Consider the following 15,289-nt stretch of genomic DNA (forward strand, 5'->3'; position numbering starts at 1 on the left):
TCTGAGAAGCTGGATCCCATCCAACCGTTGCCCTTCGCTATCCCGGCACTTGGTTCTCGAACCGCCGGAACAACAAGGCGATGACCCCGGCGATGATCATGTAAAACACAGCCAGCAAGATCAGCGGTTCATAGACGATAAACGTGTCCGAGCGCACTCGCGAGGATACGGCATAAAGCTCGACCACCGTGATTGTCGCGACCAGAGGTGTGGCCTTGAGTTGCAGGATGGTTTCGCCACCGAGCGTTGGCAGCACGTTGCGGATCGCCTGTGGCAGCCAGATGCGGCGGAACATGGTGAAACGCGGCATGCCGAAGGCGTTTGCAGCCTCAAGTTGCCCTTTGTTCACACTTGAAAACGCGCCGCGCATAACTTCGCCTTCATAGCCCGCATAAGACAGCGTCAGCGCCAGCACCGCATAGGGCCAAGCTTGGCGCAGGTAGGGCCAGAGTTCACTGCCGCGGATCCAAGGGATCTGCGGGAAAAGCGAGCCGAGGCCGTAGTAGAGCAGCCAGATCTGCAAGAGCAGAGGCGTGCCACGGATGACGGTGCAGAATATCCGGGCAGGGGCAGACAGGTACCAAGGCCCGATGGCCTGCGCGAGCCCCAATGGAATGGCCAAGAGAAAACCCAGCACGCAGGTGACGACCAATATCCAGATCGTGCGCCAGAGCCCTTCCAACGCCAGCGGGGCATATTCCGGTATCCAATCCCACCGCAGCGCCACGGCACACCAGATGACCACAGCCAGCAAAAGCGCCAGCATGACAATGCGGTGGGGCTGCATCAGAGCGCGAAAGGGGATCATCGGCCCGCTCCTTTCAGCGACGGCTGACCGCGCCGCGCCCATTTTTCGATCCGCGCAAAGACCGCGCCCGAACATAGGGTTACAATCAAATAGAGCGCGCCCGCGGCGAGGAAGAAGGTGAAATAGGCGCGCGTGCTGGCGGCAGCCTGTCGGGTCTCCAGCGTCAATTCGCTGAAGCCGACGATGGCCAGAAGCGCGGTATCTTTGGTCGCAATTAGCCACAGGTTCGCAAGACCCGGCGTGGCAAAAGACATCATCGCGGGGATCGTCACGCGGCGCAGCAGCATCAGCGGCGGCATCCCGTAAGCGCGCGCGGCCTCAATCTGGCCCGCGGGCACGGCTTGGATCGCGCCGCGCAGCACCTCGGTGGCATAGGCGCCCTGCACCACGCCGAGCACCCAGATCCCGGCGACGACACCGCTAATCTCGACCCGGCCATAACCCATGGCGCCTGAGACTTTGTTAATGAGATCGGTGCCGACGTAATAGAGGATCAAGATCAGCACCAATTCCGGCACGGCCCGGATCACAGTCGTATAAACGGCGAGGAGGTCGCGCAGGACCACCCCGCCATAGAGCTTGCCGTAGGCCCCAAAGAGCCCGATCAGCAGACCGAACCCAAAAGCGCCAAATGCGATCTGCAGAGAGTTCGCAAGCCCGCGCAACAGGTTGCCGCCCCAGCCCGGCGGGCTGAGGGACAGTAGTTGCGCACTCTCGGCAAGCCCGAGCGTTTCGAAGATCATCTCCACGATGGGCGCTTACTCTGCGTAGATGCTGGTATCGAAATAGCGCCCGGTGATCTCTTCGTGGGTGCCATCTTCGAGTATCTGCGCGATGCCTTTGTTCAGGCTTTCCCGCAGCGCGTCATCGCCCTTGCGCACGCCAGCGCCGACACCTTGGCCCAAGATGGCCTCGTCATTCTCCACCGATCCCTTGATCTCGCAGCAGGTGCCGATGTCGGAGTTAACGAAATCCGCCATGGCGATGCTGTCCGCCTGTGTGGCATCAATCCGACCCGAGACCAGATCCTGATTGGCTTCGTCCTGCGTCTGATAGACCCGGATCTCTGCCGCATCACCGAAATATTCATTGGCATAGGCTTGGTGGATTGTTGAGGCTTGAATGCCGATGATCTTACCGGCCAGCGACTCGGCCGTAGGTTCGATGTCCATCGACTTATCCGCCACGATCACCGCGGGCGTGTTGTAGTAGGGATCAGAGAAATCGATCGTTTTCTGACGTTCCTCGGTGATCGACATGGAGGCCATGATCGCATCGACCTGCTGGCCTGTCAGCGAGGGGATAATGCCGTCCCAAGCCACGGGGGTGATCACACAGTCCAACTCGGCCGCTTTGCAGACCGCGTCGATGATCTCAACTTCCCAGCCTTCCCATTCACCGGAGGCATTGAGAGAGGCGAAGGGCGGGTAGGGTTCGGCTGCGATGCCGATTTTGACCTCTTCGGCGGCCACGGCACCGGCGCTCAGCACTGCTGTCGCGATCGCACTCGTCATGAGTTTCTTAAATGTCATTGGTAGTCTCCCTGTTTTTTTCTTGGTGGTTTAGCCGACTGTCTGCAAAAACTGCCGCAGCCGGGCGGATTGAGGGTTGCCGAAAAGCTCTTCCGGCGGGCCTTGTTCTTCGATGCGCCCCTCAAAAAGGTAGACGACATGCGTCGCCACCTCGCGCGCGAATTTCATCTCATGGGTGACAAGCAGCATGGTGCGCCCTTCGGCAGCCAAATCGCGGATAACCGTGAGCACCTCACCCACCAACTCGGGGTCAAGCGCGCTGGTGGGTTCGTCAAACAGCATCACGCTGGGTTCCACCGCAAGGGCGCGGGCAATTGCCGCGCGTTGCTGCTGTCCTCCTGACAGAAACGCAGGGAAGGTATCAGCCTTATCGCCCAGTCCGACCCGGTCTAGCAGCACCCGTGCGCGCTTGATGGCCTCGTCCCGCGGCACTTTGAGAACATGGACCGGCACCTCGATGACGTTTTCCAGCAGGGTGCGGTGGGTCCAGAGGTTGAAAGCCTGAAACACCATGCCAAGGCGGGTTCGGATGCGCTCGATCTGGCGGCGGTCAACGGGGGAGCCGTCTTGGCGCATCTTGATCTCTTCACCGTTGACGATGATCTGACCCGCACTTGGGGTTTCGAGGAAATTGATGCAGCGCAGGCAGGTAGATTTGCCCGACCCGCTGCCGCCGATGATGGCGACAACATCGCCCTTTTGCGCGGTCAGTGAGACACCTTTGAGAACCTCCAACGCGCCGAAGGATTTGTGCAGGTCGGTTATTCTTATGGCCTCATTCTCCGCCGTGCTATCGGCGCTGGCGTCTTCGGCTGCTTGTGTGGCTCTGATCGGCTCTCTTTGCAAAGCGTCCGCGCCCCTCATTTGATGTGTCCCAAATTTCTGTCTTGTAGTAAGGCCCGTATTTCGTAATCATGCAAGTGTATAATTAGGGGGTTCGGAAATCGCCTGTGTCGGACAGCACGCCTAAATTCAAACGTGAGCCAGCGGAACACCGCAGAGAGGCCCTGATAAAGGCCACTCTGTCGCTGATCGCCGAAAAGGGTGTTCAGGCCGCGACGGTCCGGGCAATCGCGGCCCGTGCTGACGTGTCACAGGGTATGATTAGGCACCACTTTTCGTCGAAAGAAGACCTGATTACCGCGGCCTATGAGCATCACATGGACCGGCTCACCGACCTGACATCGGCTTTCGCGGGGGGCGACTGTAGCGCGCCGGTGGCACGGTTGGCGGCCTTTGTCGTCGGTAGTCTGACACCGCCGGTTGTCGACGCGGGGTCGGTCAGCCTTTGGGCGGGGTTTCTGACCAAGGTCCATGACGACGCGCAGATGCGCGAAAGTCACAAACGGACCTATTACAATTTCCGCAACCGCCTTGAGGCGCTGATCGCAGCCGTATTGAACGAGGCGGGTCAGCCCCGCACAGCACAAGAGCTGCGCCATTTGGCCATCGCCTGCAACGCCGTGATCGATGGATTGTGGATGGAAGGCGGTGTTCTACCGAGCGCTTTCGCGCCGGATGAGCTTTCAGAAATCGGAATTCGCTCCGTCGGAGCACTCCTCGGGATAGACCTCACAAAAGCAGGGCAACAGACATGAGAACGACAGATATCACCCGACGGCTGGCAGGTCTTGGCGGCGCGAAATGGGAAGTGCATCTAAAGGCCCGCGAGCTTGCCGCACAGGGCCGTGATATTATTGAGCTGACCATCGGCGAGCCGGACGTGCCGACACCCGACGCGCTTATGAATGTGGCGGCCGATGCAATGCGCCGGGGCCGCACTGGTTATTCTGACGGTCGGGGTGAGACAGGTCTGCGCGCTGCATTGGCCGAACGATATTCGCACCGCGCGGGCCGTCGCATCACGCCGGACCAAGCCATGTGTTTTCCCGGCACGCAGACGGCGCTTTATGCCGTGCTGTTGGGCGTGGCCGAGGCGGGGCAGCAAGTTCTGGTCGGCGATCCAATGTATGCCACTTACGAAGGGGTTATCCGCTCCAGCGGTGCCGAGATGGTGCCCGTCCCGCTGCGCCCGGAAAACGGCTTTCGCCTTCATGCGGATGACCTCGCCGCAAGGATCACCCCGCAGACCACGGCAATCTTGCTGACCACGCCGCATAATCCCACCGGCGCGGTCCTGACCCGCGCGGAGATAGACGCGCTTGGTGAACTGGCCATTGCCCATGATCTGTGGATTATCTCTGATGAAGTGTACGAAGAACTGATCTTTGACCCCTCTGAATTCTGCTCGCCGCTGTGGCGTCCGCAACTGGCTGACCGCACCATCGTCGTCTCATCGATCTCAAAATCCCACGCCGCACCGGGCTTTCGCAGCGGTTGGTGCATCGGCCCCGAAGCCTTTACCGAGGCTCTCTTGCCGCTGTCGGAGACCATGCTTTTCGGCAACCAGCCCTTTATCGCTGACATGACCGAAAAAGCGGTGCGCGAGGGGTCGCCCGTGGCTGAAGGGATGAAGCAACGCTTTGCCGCCCGCGCCGAGCGTTTGCACCGCCGTCTGTCGCAAGAAAGCCCGTTGAAGGTGCACCAACCGGATGCGGGCATGTTTGCAATGATCGATGTGTCCGCCACCGGTATGAGCGGCACCGACTATGCCATGCACCTGCTTGAGCAGGCTGGCGTGGCGGTCATGCCCGGTGCGTCCTTTGGGGAAACGCTCGATGCTTGGGTGCGTGTGGCGCTGACGACCGGCGACGCGGCCTTTGATGCGGCCTGTGACCGGATCATCCGGCACGCGGCGCAATTGCAGCTGGAAACGGCATGACCAGCCTCGGGGAGGCGCTGGTCGCCCAGCTTTCACAGCGCGGTGTCGACTGTGTCTTTGGCATCCCCGGGGTGCACACGATCGAGCTTTACCGGGGCTTGGCGGCCTCGGGCATCCGCCACGTGACGCCCCGGCACGAACAGGGCGCGGGCTTCATGGCGGATGGCTATGCACGGGTCTCCGGCAAACCCGGTGTTGCCTTTGTCATCACGGGGCCGGGGCTGACCAACACGCTGACCGCAATGGGGCAAGCGCGCGCGGATTCCGTGCCGATGCTGGTGATCTCTGGCGTCAACACGCTGCCCAGCCTTGGCAAGGGCAGGGGCCATCTCCACGAGCTGCCGGATCAGCGGGCGATGGCACGGACCGTCGCGCTGATCTCCGAGCGGGTTGAAACCGCCGATGAACTCGCCCCCATGCTCGACCGGGTCTTTGAGCCGTTCCAGTCCGGCCGACCGGGGCCCACACATCTTGAGATACCGCTGGACGTGGCCGGCGCGCCCTATACCGCCGAAGCGCCCTCTAGTTCCGCCACCTCTGTGACACCTCCGTCTGCCGAGCAAATCTCAAAAGCCGCTGCGATACTGGCGCAGAGCAAGGCGCCCCTGATCCTTGCCGGTGGCGGGGCTAGAAAAGCCGGGAATGCCCTGCAAATCCTCGCCGAAAAGCTAGGCGCGCCGGTGGTGCAAACGGTGAATGCCCGCGGCGTAATGTTCGAGCATCCTTTGGGCGTTCCGGCCAGCCCAAGCCTGCAAGCCGTGCGGGCACTGATCGCGCAGTCGGACGTGGTTCTGGCCTTGGGCACTGAATTGGGTCCGACCGATTATGATATGTACGCCAGCGGCACCATGCCCGAGATCCAAAGGCTCATCCGCGTCGATATTTGCGCTGAACAGCTTTCCCGCCATGCCGCCGAACTGTCGATCCACGGCGATGCGGCTCTCGCAATTGACGCGCTGAATGCCGCGGTCGACGGGGATGCCGCGCCAGACGGGGCAGCGCGGGCGGCCAAGGCCCGCCGCGAGGCGTTTGAAGAGATCGGCCCGGAGATGCGTGCGGCTTGCGACACCCTCGCTGAACTGCGCGGAGCCGTTCCGGGGGCGATCATCGTCGGCGATTCCGCCCAGCCAATCTATGCGGGCAACCTTTATTACGATCACGACCGCCCCGGCGGCTGGTTCAACGCCGCCACCGGCTTTGGCGCGCTTGGCTATGGCATCCCCGCTGCAATCGGGGCGGCGCTCGCGGCACCCGACACGCCGGTGATCTGCATTGCAGGCGATGGCGGCGCGCAGTTCAGCCTGCCGGAACTGATGTGCGCGGTGCAAGAAAACCTGCCGATTTGCTTCATCATCTGGAACAACCACGGCTATCAAGAAATCGCCACCTCCATGCAGGATGCGGGGGTAAGCGTCGTCGGATGTGACCCGGCCCCGCCGGACTTTGCCGCCGTCGCACAATCCTGCGGTTTGCCCTTCTGGCGCTGCGATACGCAAGCCGGCGCCGTTGCAGATGCGCTGCGCGCGGCCACCGCGACTGGCGGGCCGACGCTCATTGAAATTCAGGCACAGCCGACCCCCGCGCAAGCAAACAAGAGAGCATAACATGACAGACCCCACCTATGAATTCACCCGCGCCGTCACCCGTCGCCCCGCCGCCAGCATCGTCGATGGTCTGCGCGCCGAGGACATCGGCACCCCCGATCTTGCGCAGATGGAAAAGGCCCATGCGCATTACGTTGCCACATTGAAAGAAACCGGCGCTGAGGTGATCGAACTGCCCGCGCTGGACGCCTTTCCCGATTCCGTCTTTGTTGAGGATACCGCGCTTTGTTTGCCAAAGGGGGCCGTTCTGATGCGCCCCGGCGCACCGAGCCGCATGGGAGAGGTGGCCGAAATGGCACCGACCCTGAGCACCCTTTACAGTGACCTGCGCCAGATTGAAGGCCCCGGCCATATCGAAGGAGGCGACATTCTGGTCACCGGGCGCGAGATCTTGGTGGGCAGATCAGACCGCACCGATGCCGAAGGCGTGGCCGAGCTCACGCGGATCGTCTCGGACTGGGGCCATAGCCTCCGCGAGGTCTTTACGCCACCCGGCGTGCTGCATTTCAAGACCGATTGCTCACTGCTCGATGGGGACACCATCCTCAGCACCAAACGGCTCGACGCTTCGGGCTGTTTCGAAGGCTACCGCGTGTTGCACACCGCCGAGGGCGAAGAGGCCGCCGCCAATAGCATCCGGTTTAACCAATATGTGCTCTGTCCTGCGGGCTTCCCCCGCACCGCGGAAATGTTGACGAAAGCAGGCTTTGAAGTGGTCGAGATCAGTAATGCGGAATGCGCCAAACTGGACGGCGGCATGTCATGCCTGTCGCTAAGGTTCTGATACTGAGGGTCGCTTGGAAGGTTTGATCCCCTTGCGTGAGTGCAGCGTTCTGCGGTGACGAATACCTTCGTGTAGAGGGGGCGAAGGTCAAACCGCCTCCGCCATATCTCTCAGCGATATGAGTTGATGCGGTTTGACCGTTCTGCAGTCGACAGCTTTTGACCTTGGGAGCCTGTGCGGAGTGCGCACTGCGCAGGCGCCTTGCGTCCCCATTATCCTGCGTTTCGATAAACTCAATCCGGTTTCGCCCCGGTTTATACAGTCCGGCGAACTGATACCTCCTGTCCAACCACGTAATTCGGAAAGAAGGACAATCGAAATGAAAGCCATCGGCTATAACACCACCGGCGCGGCAGAGGTTTTAGAGGCGTTGGAAATCGACCGCCCCACCCCGGGGCCGGGCGATCTTTTGGTTGAGGTAAAAGGCATCTCTGTCAATCCGGTGGATGTGAAGCTGCGCGCGCATTCCGCCCCCGATGGCGGCCCAAAGGTCTTGGGGTTCGACGCGGCGGGGGTGGTCGTCGACTTGGGCACAGAGGTTACGGATTTCGCCATCGGGGATGCGGTGTTCTATGCCGGGGATGTGACCCGTGCAGGCACCAACGCCGCTTTTCATGCGGTTGATGCCCGGATCGTGGGGCGAAAGCCGGAAACGCTCGATTTCGTTGAGGCCGCCAGTCTGCCGCTGACCGCGATCACCGCATGGGAAATGCTGTTTGATGCTTTCCGGCTGACGGAAGGCGCCGGTAAGGCGCAGGCGCTTTTGGCGATTGGCGGGGCCGGGGGCGTGGGGTCGATCCTTATCCAATTGGCCAAGGCGCTGACCGGATTGACCGTGATCGCCACCGCCTCGCGTCCGGAAACCCAAGACTGGGTGCGCAAGATGGGGGCGGATCATGTGGTGGATCACCGGGGTGATCTGGTGGCGCAGCTTGCCGATCTCAACCTCGCGCCCAGCTATGTTGCCGCGCTGACAGCCACGGACATGCATTGGCCAGCCATCATCGAAGCCATTGCCCCGCGCGGCCAGATCGCATTGATCGACGACCCCGAGACGCTGGACATGAAAGCGGCGAAACCCAAAGCTCTGAGCGTGCATTGGGAGTTTATGTTCACAAGGTCGATGTTCCAGACCGAAGACATGACCGCGCAGCGTGACCTCTTGAACCGGGTGGCCCAGATGATCGACGCGGGCAGGTTGCAATCTACCGTGACCGAACATGCGGGCGTGATAAATGTAGAGAACCTTCGCGCCGCTCATCTGCGGCAAGAAAGCGGGCGGGTGATCGGCAAGCAGGTTTTGGGCGGTTGGTGATCGTCCGACCGACGCATCCCGCGCCATCGCAGAGACGCGCAGAGACCCCGATAAGGAGAAAGCCATGACCAAGACCATCCTCATCACCGGCGCGACCGACGGCATCGGTCTGCTGACGGCAAAGAAACTTAGCGGGCAGGGGCACACCGTGCTGCTGCACGGGCGCAGCGCCGAAAATTAAGCGCAGCGGCGGCCGAGATGGGCGGCACCCCCCAGACCTACCGTGCAGATCTGTCGCAGTTGGATGAGGTCGCGGCATTGGCAGAGGCGCTGCGCATCGATCACAGCCAGATCGACGTGGTGATCAACAATGCAGGTGTCCTGAAACTGCCCGATCCGCGCACCGAAGCGGGGCTAGACGCGCGTTTTGTGGTCAACACATTAGCGCCCTATCTGCTGGTTCAACTCTTGCTGCCGGTACTGCCCAAAGCGGGCCGGGTGGTGAACCTTTCCTCTGCCGCGCAGGCACCGGTGGATGTGGCCGCTCTTCGGGGCAACGGCACCTTGGACGATATGGCGGCCTATGCGCAGAGCAAATTGGCGATCACGATCTGGACTCAGGAAATGGCCCGCGCACATCAGGATGGCCCGCTCTTCATCGCGGTCAATCCCGGGTCGCTGTTGGCGTCCAAAATGGTTAAGGAAGGCTTTGGCGTTGCTGGAAATGACCTGAGCATCGGCGCCGACATCCTTTGCCGTGCCGCGCTTTCGGAAGATTTTTCAAAGGCTTCGGGAAAGTATTTCGACAATGATATGGGCGGCTTTAATGAACCGCATAGTGCCGGAGCGGACGCCGACCATGTCGCGGCGGTTATGGCCGCGATCCAAGAGCTCGTGAGCCAGAACCGGGCGGACTAGCTTTTGCAGGGCCGTCGCCTTCGGGATGGCGATCGATTTCCGCCGTTTACCTATCTGAAAAAACGGCTCTCCATGAACGCCGACAACAAAAGGCCCCGCGCAGCGATGCTGGGGGGGCCTTTCATCGTTCCGAGCGGGCTCAGCGGCGGCGGCGACCGCCGGTGCGGCCCGCGCGGCCTCGGCCTTCTTGGCCGGCCTTGGGGGCGACCTTGTTGAACTCGATCCATGCGCTGCCATGGGGGTCACGGTCAAAGAGGAAGTTGGCGGCGCGGATGGCCTCCATCTCCTTGCCCGGACGGGGCTTGGTCGATCCCAGATTAAAGAGCGTCACGAAGGTCTCGTCATCCATCTCTTCGGGCAGGATGATCCCGGCGGCGGCCATCTCGGCGCGCTTTTCGGCAATCTTGACGGCGTTGAGCGGCACGGCCACCGGGTTCATGATCGCACTTGTCATGCCAGCGCCCATGGCCATCGGCAGGAAGGCGTTGTTGATCCCGTGGCGGTTGGGCAGACCGAAAGAAATGTTGGACGCACCGCAGGTGGTGTTCACGCCCAATTCCTCACGCAGGCGGCGCACGAGGGTAAAGACCTGATGGCCCGCCGTCGCCATGGCGCCAATCGGCATGACCAGCGGGTCGACCACGATGTCATGGGCGGGGATGCCGAAATCGGCGGCACGTTCGACGATCTTTTTGGCCACGGCGAAACGCACATCCGGGTCTTCGGAAATGCCGGTGTCGTCGTTGGAGATCGCCACCACGGGCACGTTGTATTTCTTGACCAAGGGCAGGACCAGTTCCAGCCGCTCTTCCTCTCCGGTGACGGAGTTCAGCAGCGGGCGGCCTTCGCAGGCTTGCAAGCCTGCCTCGAGCGCGCCGGGGACCGAACTGTCGATACAGATCGGCGCATCGACGGCATTTTGCACCACTTTGATCAGTTCCGGCATCAGCATCGGCTCGACGAAGTTGTTGTCGGCATAGCGGGGGTCTTCGGCCATTTTATTGGAGAAAACCGCGCCCGAGTTCACATCCAGGACCGTAGCTCCGGCGGCGACCTGTGCGATGGCGTCGGCCTCGACGCGGGAAAAATCGCCTTGCTCAAGCTCTTGGCTGAGGATCTTGCGGCCCGTGGGGTTGATCCGCTCTCCGATCACGCAAAACGGCTCGTCAAAGCCGATGACGGCGGTCTTGGTCTTGGATTCGATGACGGTTCTGGTCATGTAACTTCCTTTAGGCTGCGTCGGCGGGTACGCCAGAGGCGCCGCCGTTTTCTTGGACCCATGTGGCACTGGTCTTGATCCCGCCAAGCGGGAAAAGATGCACATGAGTGACGTTGAAGTCCGGATGCGCTGTTTTGTAAGCGGCCAATTCGCTGATCACATCTGTCGGCTCATATGGCAACAGCAGCTTGGTGACATCCATCGCGCGCTTTTGAAGCACCTTCAGCGATGGTCCGACACCACAGGCGATGGCGAATTTAATCAAGGTTTGCAGCTTGGCAGGGCCTGCGATTCCGATGTGGATGGGCAGGGTGATGCCCGCCGCTTTAAGGCTGTCGGCCCATTCGATGATCGGCTGCGCTTCAAAGGCGAATTGTGTGGCAATGGCCATTTCGGCATCCGTGCGAGACTGAAAGTCGTTCTTCCATTTCATCGCCGCATCTACATTCAGTCGGCCACCGTCGGCGTCAATGTCGCGGTTGCCTTCTGGGTGGCCCGCCACATGCAACCGGGTGAAACCGGCCTCATCAAACAAGCCCGTCTCCATCAGTTGCATGGAGTCGCTGAATTCCCCTACGGGAGTGGTAACACCGCCCGCCAAAAGCAGCGCTTGGCGCACGTTTGCTTCCCCTTGATAGCGGGCGATCCAATCGGCCAGTGTGGCGCGGTCCTTGATGATGCGCGCCGGAAAATGCGGCATGACGTTGAAGCCATCGGCGTTCAGCCGTGCGGCGGTGGCGACCATATCCTCGATCGGCGTGCCATCGATATGGGCGATATAGACACGGGTGCCTTCCGGCAGCAGAGCACGGAAATCCTCGACCTTCTCGGCGGTGCGGGGCATCACCTCAATCGAATAGTCCTTCAATAGCGCCTCGACTTCGGCCACCGGCGCCTGCGGGGCCGGTGTTTCCTTTTTGCGGAAGTTCAAAAGTGCCATGAGCGTGTCCTTGATCATAGGGCTGGCAGGCTATGCCCAGCCGTCGTTGTCAATCAGTTGCTTAATCCGGTCGCGGTCGTATTCCGCGTCGATCCGGGCGGCTTCGGCGTCGGCGATGGCATCGGGATCGCCTTCAACCTCAAAGGGGTCCGCCTTGCGCCATTCCGCCAGATAAGCGTCGGAATCTCCGGCGCCGATCTTCATCGCCGCGCGGTCGATCGCCTGTTCAAAGCGTTCGGGCAGGGGGCGTTTCGACCCACGGCGGCCCTTGCCGACGATCACCTGAGCGGGGATATCGCGCCAGTAAACGATGGTGACTGCGGGCATGGGACAATTCCTCCGGTTTAAACCTGTCTAACGAGCGTCGCGGTCAGGACAGGGCCGTTTTTCGACGAAACACGACCCATCCGCGACTTGGGGCTCGTGATAGCGCATCGGGCGGGCCATCACGAGGGCCCTGCGCCCCCATTATTCTCAAGATGATTGTGAGGTGGTCCTGAGATGCCGAAGAGTTGGGGCATGGCGCAGGACGCCGCGGAAATTGGCCCAAGGCACTGCGACCACTTGCACCGGCCCGGCGCAGGGAATACCTTGGGGGCAACTCGATATGAAAGGCGCGTAACCATGGCGCCACAGCGTCCCAAAGGTGCGGGTGCGCTCGACAAAGACATTCCGGCTCTGAGCCCCGCGCCAGTTCCGCCCAGATCTAATGAGCTATATGCGGCCCTAGATCTGGGTACAAATAGCTGCCGCATGTTGATCGCCCAGCCTCGTGGCAGCGGTTTCCATGTGGTGGACAGTTTCTCAAAATCGGTACAATTGGGTGCCGGTTTGGAAAAAACCGGGCGTTTGTCGCGCGGATCGATGGCGCGCACCATTCAAGCATTGCGTATCTGTCAGCAGAAGTTGCGGCGCAATAAGGTGCAAAACATGCGGCTTGTGGCGACCGAAGCCTGTCGCCGCGCGCAAAACGGCGCAGAGTTCATGCGCCGTATCCAGCGCGAGACGGGTCTCAAGCTCGATATCATCCGCCCCGAGGAAGAAGCCCAACTTGCCGTGATCTCTTGCGCACCGCTGGTCAGCCGCAAGACGGAGAACCTGCTGGTGGTCGACATCGGCGGCGGCTCGACCGAGCTGGTCTGGATCGACATCTCCAAAGTCCCTCGGGCGGATCGCGCCCGGTCGATCATGCGGCTTCAGGGCGGCTTCTATCAGGCGAAATCTGATGTGCCTGCCGCACGGGTGGTGGATTGGATCAGCGTGCCTCTGGGCGTGGCGACGCTGCGCGACCAATTCTCTGACGTCGAAGACGACGCCGCGCGTTTCGCCCTGATGAGCTGGTTTTTCGAAGAGAACCTCACCGATTTCACACCCTATCAGACGATCCAGTCGCAAAAGCGGTTTCAGATCGTCGGCACCTCGGGCACCGTGACCACCGTGGCGGCAAGCCACTTGAACCTGAAACGCTATGACCGGACCAAGGTCGATGGCCTCAGCATGACCAGCGCGCAGATCGACAAGGTGATCCACTCTTATATCGCCATGGGGCCGGGCGGGCGGCGCGCCGATCCGCGGATCGGCCAAGACCGCGCCGCCCTGATCATGTCGGGCGCCGCGATCCTGCAAGCCTTGATGCGCTGCTGGCCGACCGACAGGCTGTCAGTTGCGGATCGCGGTCTGCGCGAAGGCCTGCTATATGCACAGATGAGCGCCGATGGCGTATTAGAAGAAGGGGTCTTTTGATGGCCAAGACACCGGACGGAAAGAACACCTCGGGGCGCGGTCAGCGTGACCTCAAGGTCAAGGTGAAATCCGCACGCGGGCGCAAGCTCAGTTCCACCCGCTGGTTGCAGCGGCAGTTGAACGATCCATATGTCAAACGCGCGCAGGCCGAAGGCTATCGCGGGCGGGCGGCATATAAGATTATGGAACTAGACGATAAATATCGTTTCCTTGTCCCCGGTGCACGGGTGGTGGACCTTGGCGCCGCGCCGGGCGGTTGGTGTCAGGTCGCGGTCAAACGCTGCAATGTGCTGGGCGAGAAGAAGGGCAAGACGCAGGGCACCATTCTGGGCGTCGACCTGCAAGAGATGGAGCCGATCGCGGGGTGCGAGCTGCACCAGCTCGACTTTATGAAAGACGACGCTGACCTCAAGGTAAAGGAATGGCTGGGCGGCAAGGCGGATGTGGTCATGTCCGACATGGCGGCGGCCTCTTCGGGGCACAAGCAGACCGACCACCTGCGCATCATTTCGCTCTGCGAGGCGGCGGCCTATTTCGCTTTCGACGTCTTGGAAGAAGGCGGCACATTCGTGGCCAAGGTGCTGGCGGGGGGCGCGGAGGGCGAGTTGCAAAAGCTGCTCAAGCGCCGTTTCACCAAGGTCGCCAATATCAAACCGCCCGCAAGCCGACCGGATTCATCAGAGAAATTCGTTGTGGCAACGGGGTTTAAGGGCGAAGAGGTTTAAGCGGTCATCGCCGTTCATGAGGCGTAAACCAATCGAACGCTAGGGTGTAGCTCTCCCGCGGTCTTCGCGCCGCCAACCTCATGAGGGCTCCCCGATGCTTCGACACCTGCCACTTGTATCGCTCATCTTCATCCTGTGTTCCGGGCTCAAGGTTACCGCGTCCGAAGTGCCTTGGGCGCTGAACGATTATATCGACCGGGATTTGCTGTCTTGGGTCAATGACGCCCGCATCGTCGACGCGATTGCGCAGCAGAACCAGCGACACCGTGAGATGAATGTCTTGGCCGCCGCATCTGCCGCAGCGACCGCGCAGGCCACCCCGACGAGCCAAGCAACGGCCCCTGTCGCCGTAGCCTTCTTAGCGGCGCAGATTGCCCGCGCCAAAGGTCAGATTGCCGAAGTGGCGCTGCTTGACGCCTATGGGTTGACCGTCGTCACCAGCGGCACCGCATCGGTCTATTTCAAAGGCGGCAAGCCCAAGAACAGCAATCGTTTCACGCCACCATCGGGGATGTTCGTAATCGATCAAGTGGCCATCGATGAAGGCTCCAAAGCGCATCAAAGCCGTGTTTCGATGCCCATTACAGAACCATCCAACGGAGCGATCATCGGGGTAATCACGGTGGAGTTGGAAGCGGCTGCCTTTTTCTGATGCCACCCTATGCCTGGGCGTGATCCGCCCTCGGGTCCTTAGGGTAAGCGGGGCCGAACTGGTGCTTGCGAGCGCTTTGGCTAGGATTATCGAAACATGACAGTGAAGTCTGGGACTATTAAATACAGCAAAACAACCTCGTCGCCGGTGGCGATGAAGCTTAGATTGTTGTTATGGCTCGCGTTTTCATAGGTCTACGGGGCGGTCGCGCCGACGGCAGAGCGCGCGCCGGGGACGACCGCATAGGGATTGTCGTAGAGCGACGAGCCGAGGTATCTGTCCGCAATTTCTACCGGTCGTGGTGTTTTAGGCGAGCAGTTGGGCGGT

15 protein-coding genes and 2 pseudogenes are annotated in these 15,289 nt (G+C 61.1%); 9 read left to right on the plus strand and 8 right to left on the minus strand.

The window, feature by feature from the left end; all coding sequences use genetic code 11:
* Positions 1-37 precede the first annotated feature (37 nt).
* From R1T45_RS13345 to R1T45_RS13360, 4 genes are read right to left on the minus strand one after another with little or no spacing between them, the layout of a single operon-like run.
* Entirely contained in the window at positions 38-808 is a 771-nt protein-coding gene (locus tag R1T45_RS13345) for an ABC transporter permease (protein WP_067937438.1), read from the minus strand.
* Positions 805-1,551: an ABC transporter permease gene (locus R1T45_RS13350; RefSeq protein WP_386283966.1), complete on the minus strand. Its 747-nt coding sequence runs from the start codon at positions 1,549-1,551 to the stop codon at positions 805-807. Before R1T45_RS13350 ends, R1T45_RS13345 begins: the two co-directional genes overlap by 4 nt.
* A 15-nt stretch (positions 1,552-1,566) precedes the next feature.
* The gene (locus tag R1T45_RS13355; RefSeq protein ID WP_317389299.1) at positions 1,567-2,340 is read right to left on the minus strand and encodes a transporter substrate-binding domain-containing protein; all 774 of its coding nucleotides are present in this window, start codon (positions 2,338-2,340) and stop codon (positions 1,567-1,569) included.
* A gap of 30 nt (positions 2,341-2,370) precedes the next feature.
* Positions 2,371-3,204 carry an ABC transporter ATP-binding protein gene (locus R1T45_RS13360; protein WP_317389300.1) on the minus strand — a complete coding sequence of 278 codons (834 nt, stop codon included), beginning with the start codon at positions 3,202-3,204 and terminating at the stop codon, positions 2,371-2,373.
* An 86-nt stretch (positions 3,205-3,290) separates the two neighbouring features.
* Between R1T45_RS13360 and R1T45_RS13365 the strand changes: the two genes are divergently transcribed.
* The 6 genes and pseudogenes from R1T45_RS13365 to R1T45_RS13390 all read left to right on the plus strand — a co-directional run bounded on the left by R1T45_RS13365 (position 3,291) and on the right by R1T45_RS13390 (position 9,683).
* Complete coding sequence (locus R1T45_RS13365; RefSeq protein WP_120351121.1) at positions 3,291-3,938, plus strand: TetR/AcrR family transcriptional regulator; 648 nt, start codon at positions 3,291-3,293, stop codon at positions 3,936-3,938.
* Positions 3,935-5,122, plus strand: coding sequence for a pyridoxal phosphate-dependent aminotransferase (locus tag R1T45_RS13370; protein WP_317389301.1), 1,188 nt, complete (start codon positions 3,935-3,937; stop codon positions 5,120-5,122). Before R1T45_RS13365 ends, R1T45_RS13370 begins: the two co-directional genes overlap by 4 nt.
* A complete protein-coding gene (locus tag R1T45_RS13375) occupies positions 5,119-6,726 on the plus strand; it encodes a 5-guanidino-2-oxopentanoate decarboxylase (protein WP_317389302.1) in 1,608 nt (535 codons plus the stop codon). Before R1T45_RS13370 ends, R1T45_RS13375 begins: the two co-directional genes overlap by 4 nt.
* 1 nt (position 6,727) lies before the next feature.
* On the plus strand, positions 6,728-7,510 hold the full coding sequence (locus tag R1T45_RS13380; protein WP_132443361.1) for a dimethylarginine dimethylaminohydrolase family protein: 783 nt from the start codon (positions 6,728-6,730) through the stop codon (positions 7,508-7,510).
* 319 nt (positions 7,511-7,829) lie between these two features.
* Positions 7,830-8,825, plus strand: coding sequence for a zinc-binding alcohol dehydrogenase family protein (locus tag R1T45_RS13385; RefSeq protein WP_317389303.1), 996 nt, complete (start codon positions 7,830-7,832; stop codon positions 8,823-8,825).
* 64 nt (positions 8,826-8,889) lie between these two features.
* A pseudogene (locus tag R1T45_RS13390) lies at positions 8,890-9,683 on the plus strand (SDR family NAD(P)-dependent oxidoreductase).
* Positions 9,684-9,822: 139 nt separating this feature from the next.
* Here R1T45_RS13390 and R1T45_RS13395 read toward each other — a convergent pair.
* From R1T45_RS13395 to R1T45_RS13405, 3 genes are read right to left on the minus strand one after another with little or no spacing between them, the layout of a single operon-like run.
* Entirely contained in the window at positions 9,823-10,902 is a 1,080-nt protein-coding gene (locus R1T45_RS13395; RefSeq protein WP_317389304.1) for a methyltetrahydrofolate cobalamin methyltransferase, read from the minus strand.
* Between the two features lie 10 nt (positions 10,903-10,912).
* Entirely contained in the window at positions 10,913-11,842 is a 930-nt protein-coding gene (locus R1T45_RS13400) for a methylenetetrahydrofolate reductase (RefSeq protein ID WP_317389305.1), read from the minus strand.
* Between the two features lie 30 nt (positions 11,843-11,872).
* Positions 11,873-12,169 carry a virulence factor gene (locus R1T45_RS13405; RefSeq protein WP_067625152.1) on the minus strand — a complete coding sequence of 99 codons (297 nt, stop codon included), beginning with the start codon at positions 12,167-12,169 and terminating at the stop codon, positions 11,873-11,875.
* A gap of 297 nt (positions 12,170-12,466) precedes the next feature.
* Between R1T45_RS13405 and R1T45_RS13410 the strand changes: the two genes are divergently transcribed.
* The 3 genes from R1T45_RS13410 (at position 12,467) to R1T45_RS13420 (ending at position 14,962) form a co-directional block, all read left to right on the plus strand.
* Positions 12,467-13,585, plus strand: coding sequence for a Ppx/GppA phosphatase family protein (locus R1T45_RS13410; RefSeq protein WP_067266266.1), 1,119 nt, complete (start codon positions 12,467-12,469; stop codon positions 13,583-13,585).
* Positions 13,585-14,310 (plus strand): RlmE family RNA methyltransferase, encoded by a 726-nt coding sequence (locus R1T45_RS13415; protein ID WP_317389306.1) that lies wholly within the window; start codon positions 13,585-13,587, stop codon positions 14,308-14,310. The genes R1T45_RS13410 and R1T45_RS13415 overlap by 1 nt, the downstream gene beginning before the upstream one ends.
* A 94-nt stretch (positions 14,311-14,404) precedes the next feature.
* Positions 14,405-14,962: a hypothetical protein gene (locus R1T45_RS13420; protein WP_132443366.1), complete on the plus strand. Its 558-nt coding sequence runs from the start codon at positions 14,405-14,407 to the stop codon at positions 14,960-14,962.
* A gap of 125 nt (positions 14,963-15,087) precedes the next feature.
* Here R1T45_RS13420 and R1T45_RS13425 read toward each other — a convergent pair.
* Positions 15,088-15,249: pseudogene (locus R1T45_RS13425) on the minus strand (MBL fold metallo-hydrolase); the annotation flags it as partial.
* Between the last annotated feature and the right edge of the window lie 40 nt (positions 15,250-15,289).

It is taken from the genome of Sulfitobacter sp. LC.270.F.C4 (genome assembly GCF_032922545.1).
Classification (GTDB): Bacteria; Pseudomonadota; Alphaproteobacteria; order Rhodobacterales; family Rhodobacteraceae; genus Sulfitobacter; species Sulfitobacter profundi.

What these genes read in the sequence shown, in the direction of transcription:
- R1T45_RS13345 (WP_067937438.1), bottom strand. Translation starts at nt 808, where the DNA reads ATGATCCCCTTTCGCGCTCTGATGCAGCCCCACCGCATTGTCATGCTG.
- R1T45_RS13350 (WP_386283966.1), bottom strand. Translation starts at nt 1,551, where the DNA reads ATGATCTTCGAAACGCTCGGGCTTGCCGAGAGTGCGCAACTACTGTCC.
- R1T45_RS13355 (WP_317389299.1), bottom strand. Translation starts at nt 2,340, where the DNA reads ATGACATTTAAGAAACTCATGACGAGTGCGATCGCGACAGCAGTGCTG.
- R1T45_RS13360 (WP_317389300.1), bottom strand. Translation starts at nt 3,204, where the DNA reads ATGAGGGGCGCGGACGCTTTGCAAAGAGAGCCGATCAGAGCCACACAA.
- R1T45_RS13370 (WP_317389301.1), top strand. Translation starts at nt 3,935, where the DNA reads ATGAGAACGACAGATATCACCCGACGGCTGGCAGGTCTTGGCGGCGCG.
- R1T45_RS13375 (WP_317389302.1), top strand. Translation starts at nt 5,119, where the DNA reads ATGACCAGCCTCGGGGAGGCGCTGGTCGCCCAGCTTTCACAGCGCGGT.
- R1T45_RS13380 (WP_132443361.1), top strand. Translation starts at nt 6,728, where the DNA reads ATGACAGACCCCACCTATGAATTCACCCGCGCCGTCACCCGTCGCCCC.
- R1T45_RS13385 (WP_317389303.1), top strand. Translation starts at nt 7,830, where the DNA reads ATGAAAGCCATCGGCTATAACACCACCGGCGCGGCAGAGGTTTTAGAG.
- R1T45_RS13395 (WP_317389304.1), bottom strand. Translation starts at nt 10,902, where the DNA reads ATGACCAGAACCGTCATCGAATCCAAGACCAAGACCGCCGTCATCGGC.
- R1T45_RS13400 (WP_317389305.1), bottom strand. Translation starts at nt 11,842, where the DNA reads ATGGCACTTTTGAACTTCCGCAAAAAGGAAACACCGGCCCCGCAGGCG.
- R1T45_RS13405 (WP_067625152.1), bottom strand. Translation starts at nt 12,169, where the DNA reads ATGCCCGCAGTCACCATCGTTTACTGGCGCGATATCCCCGCTCAGGTG.
- R1T45_RS13410 (WP_067266266.1), top strand. Translation starts at nt 12,467, where the DNA reads ATGGCGCCACAGCGTCCCAAAGGTGCGGGTGCGCTCGACAAAGACATT.
- R1T45_RS13415 (WP_317389306.1), top strand. Translation starts at nt 13,585, where the DNA reads ATGGCCAAGACACCGGACGGAAAGAACACCTCGGGGCGCGGTCAGCGT.
- R1T45_RS13420 (WP_132443366.1), top strand. Translation starts at nt 14,405, where the DNA reads ATGCTTCGACACCTGCCACTTGTATCGCTCATCTTCATCCTGTGTTCC.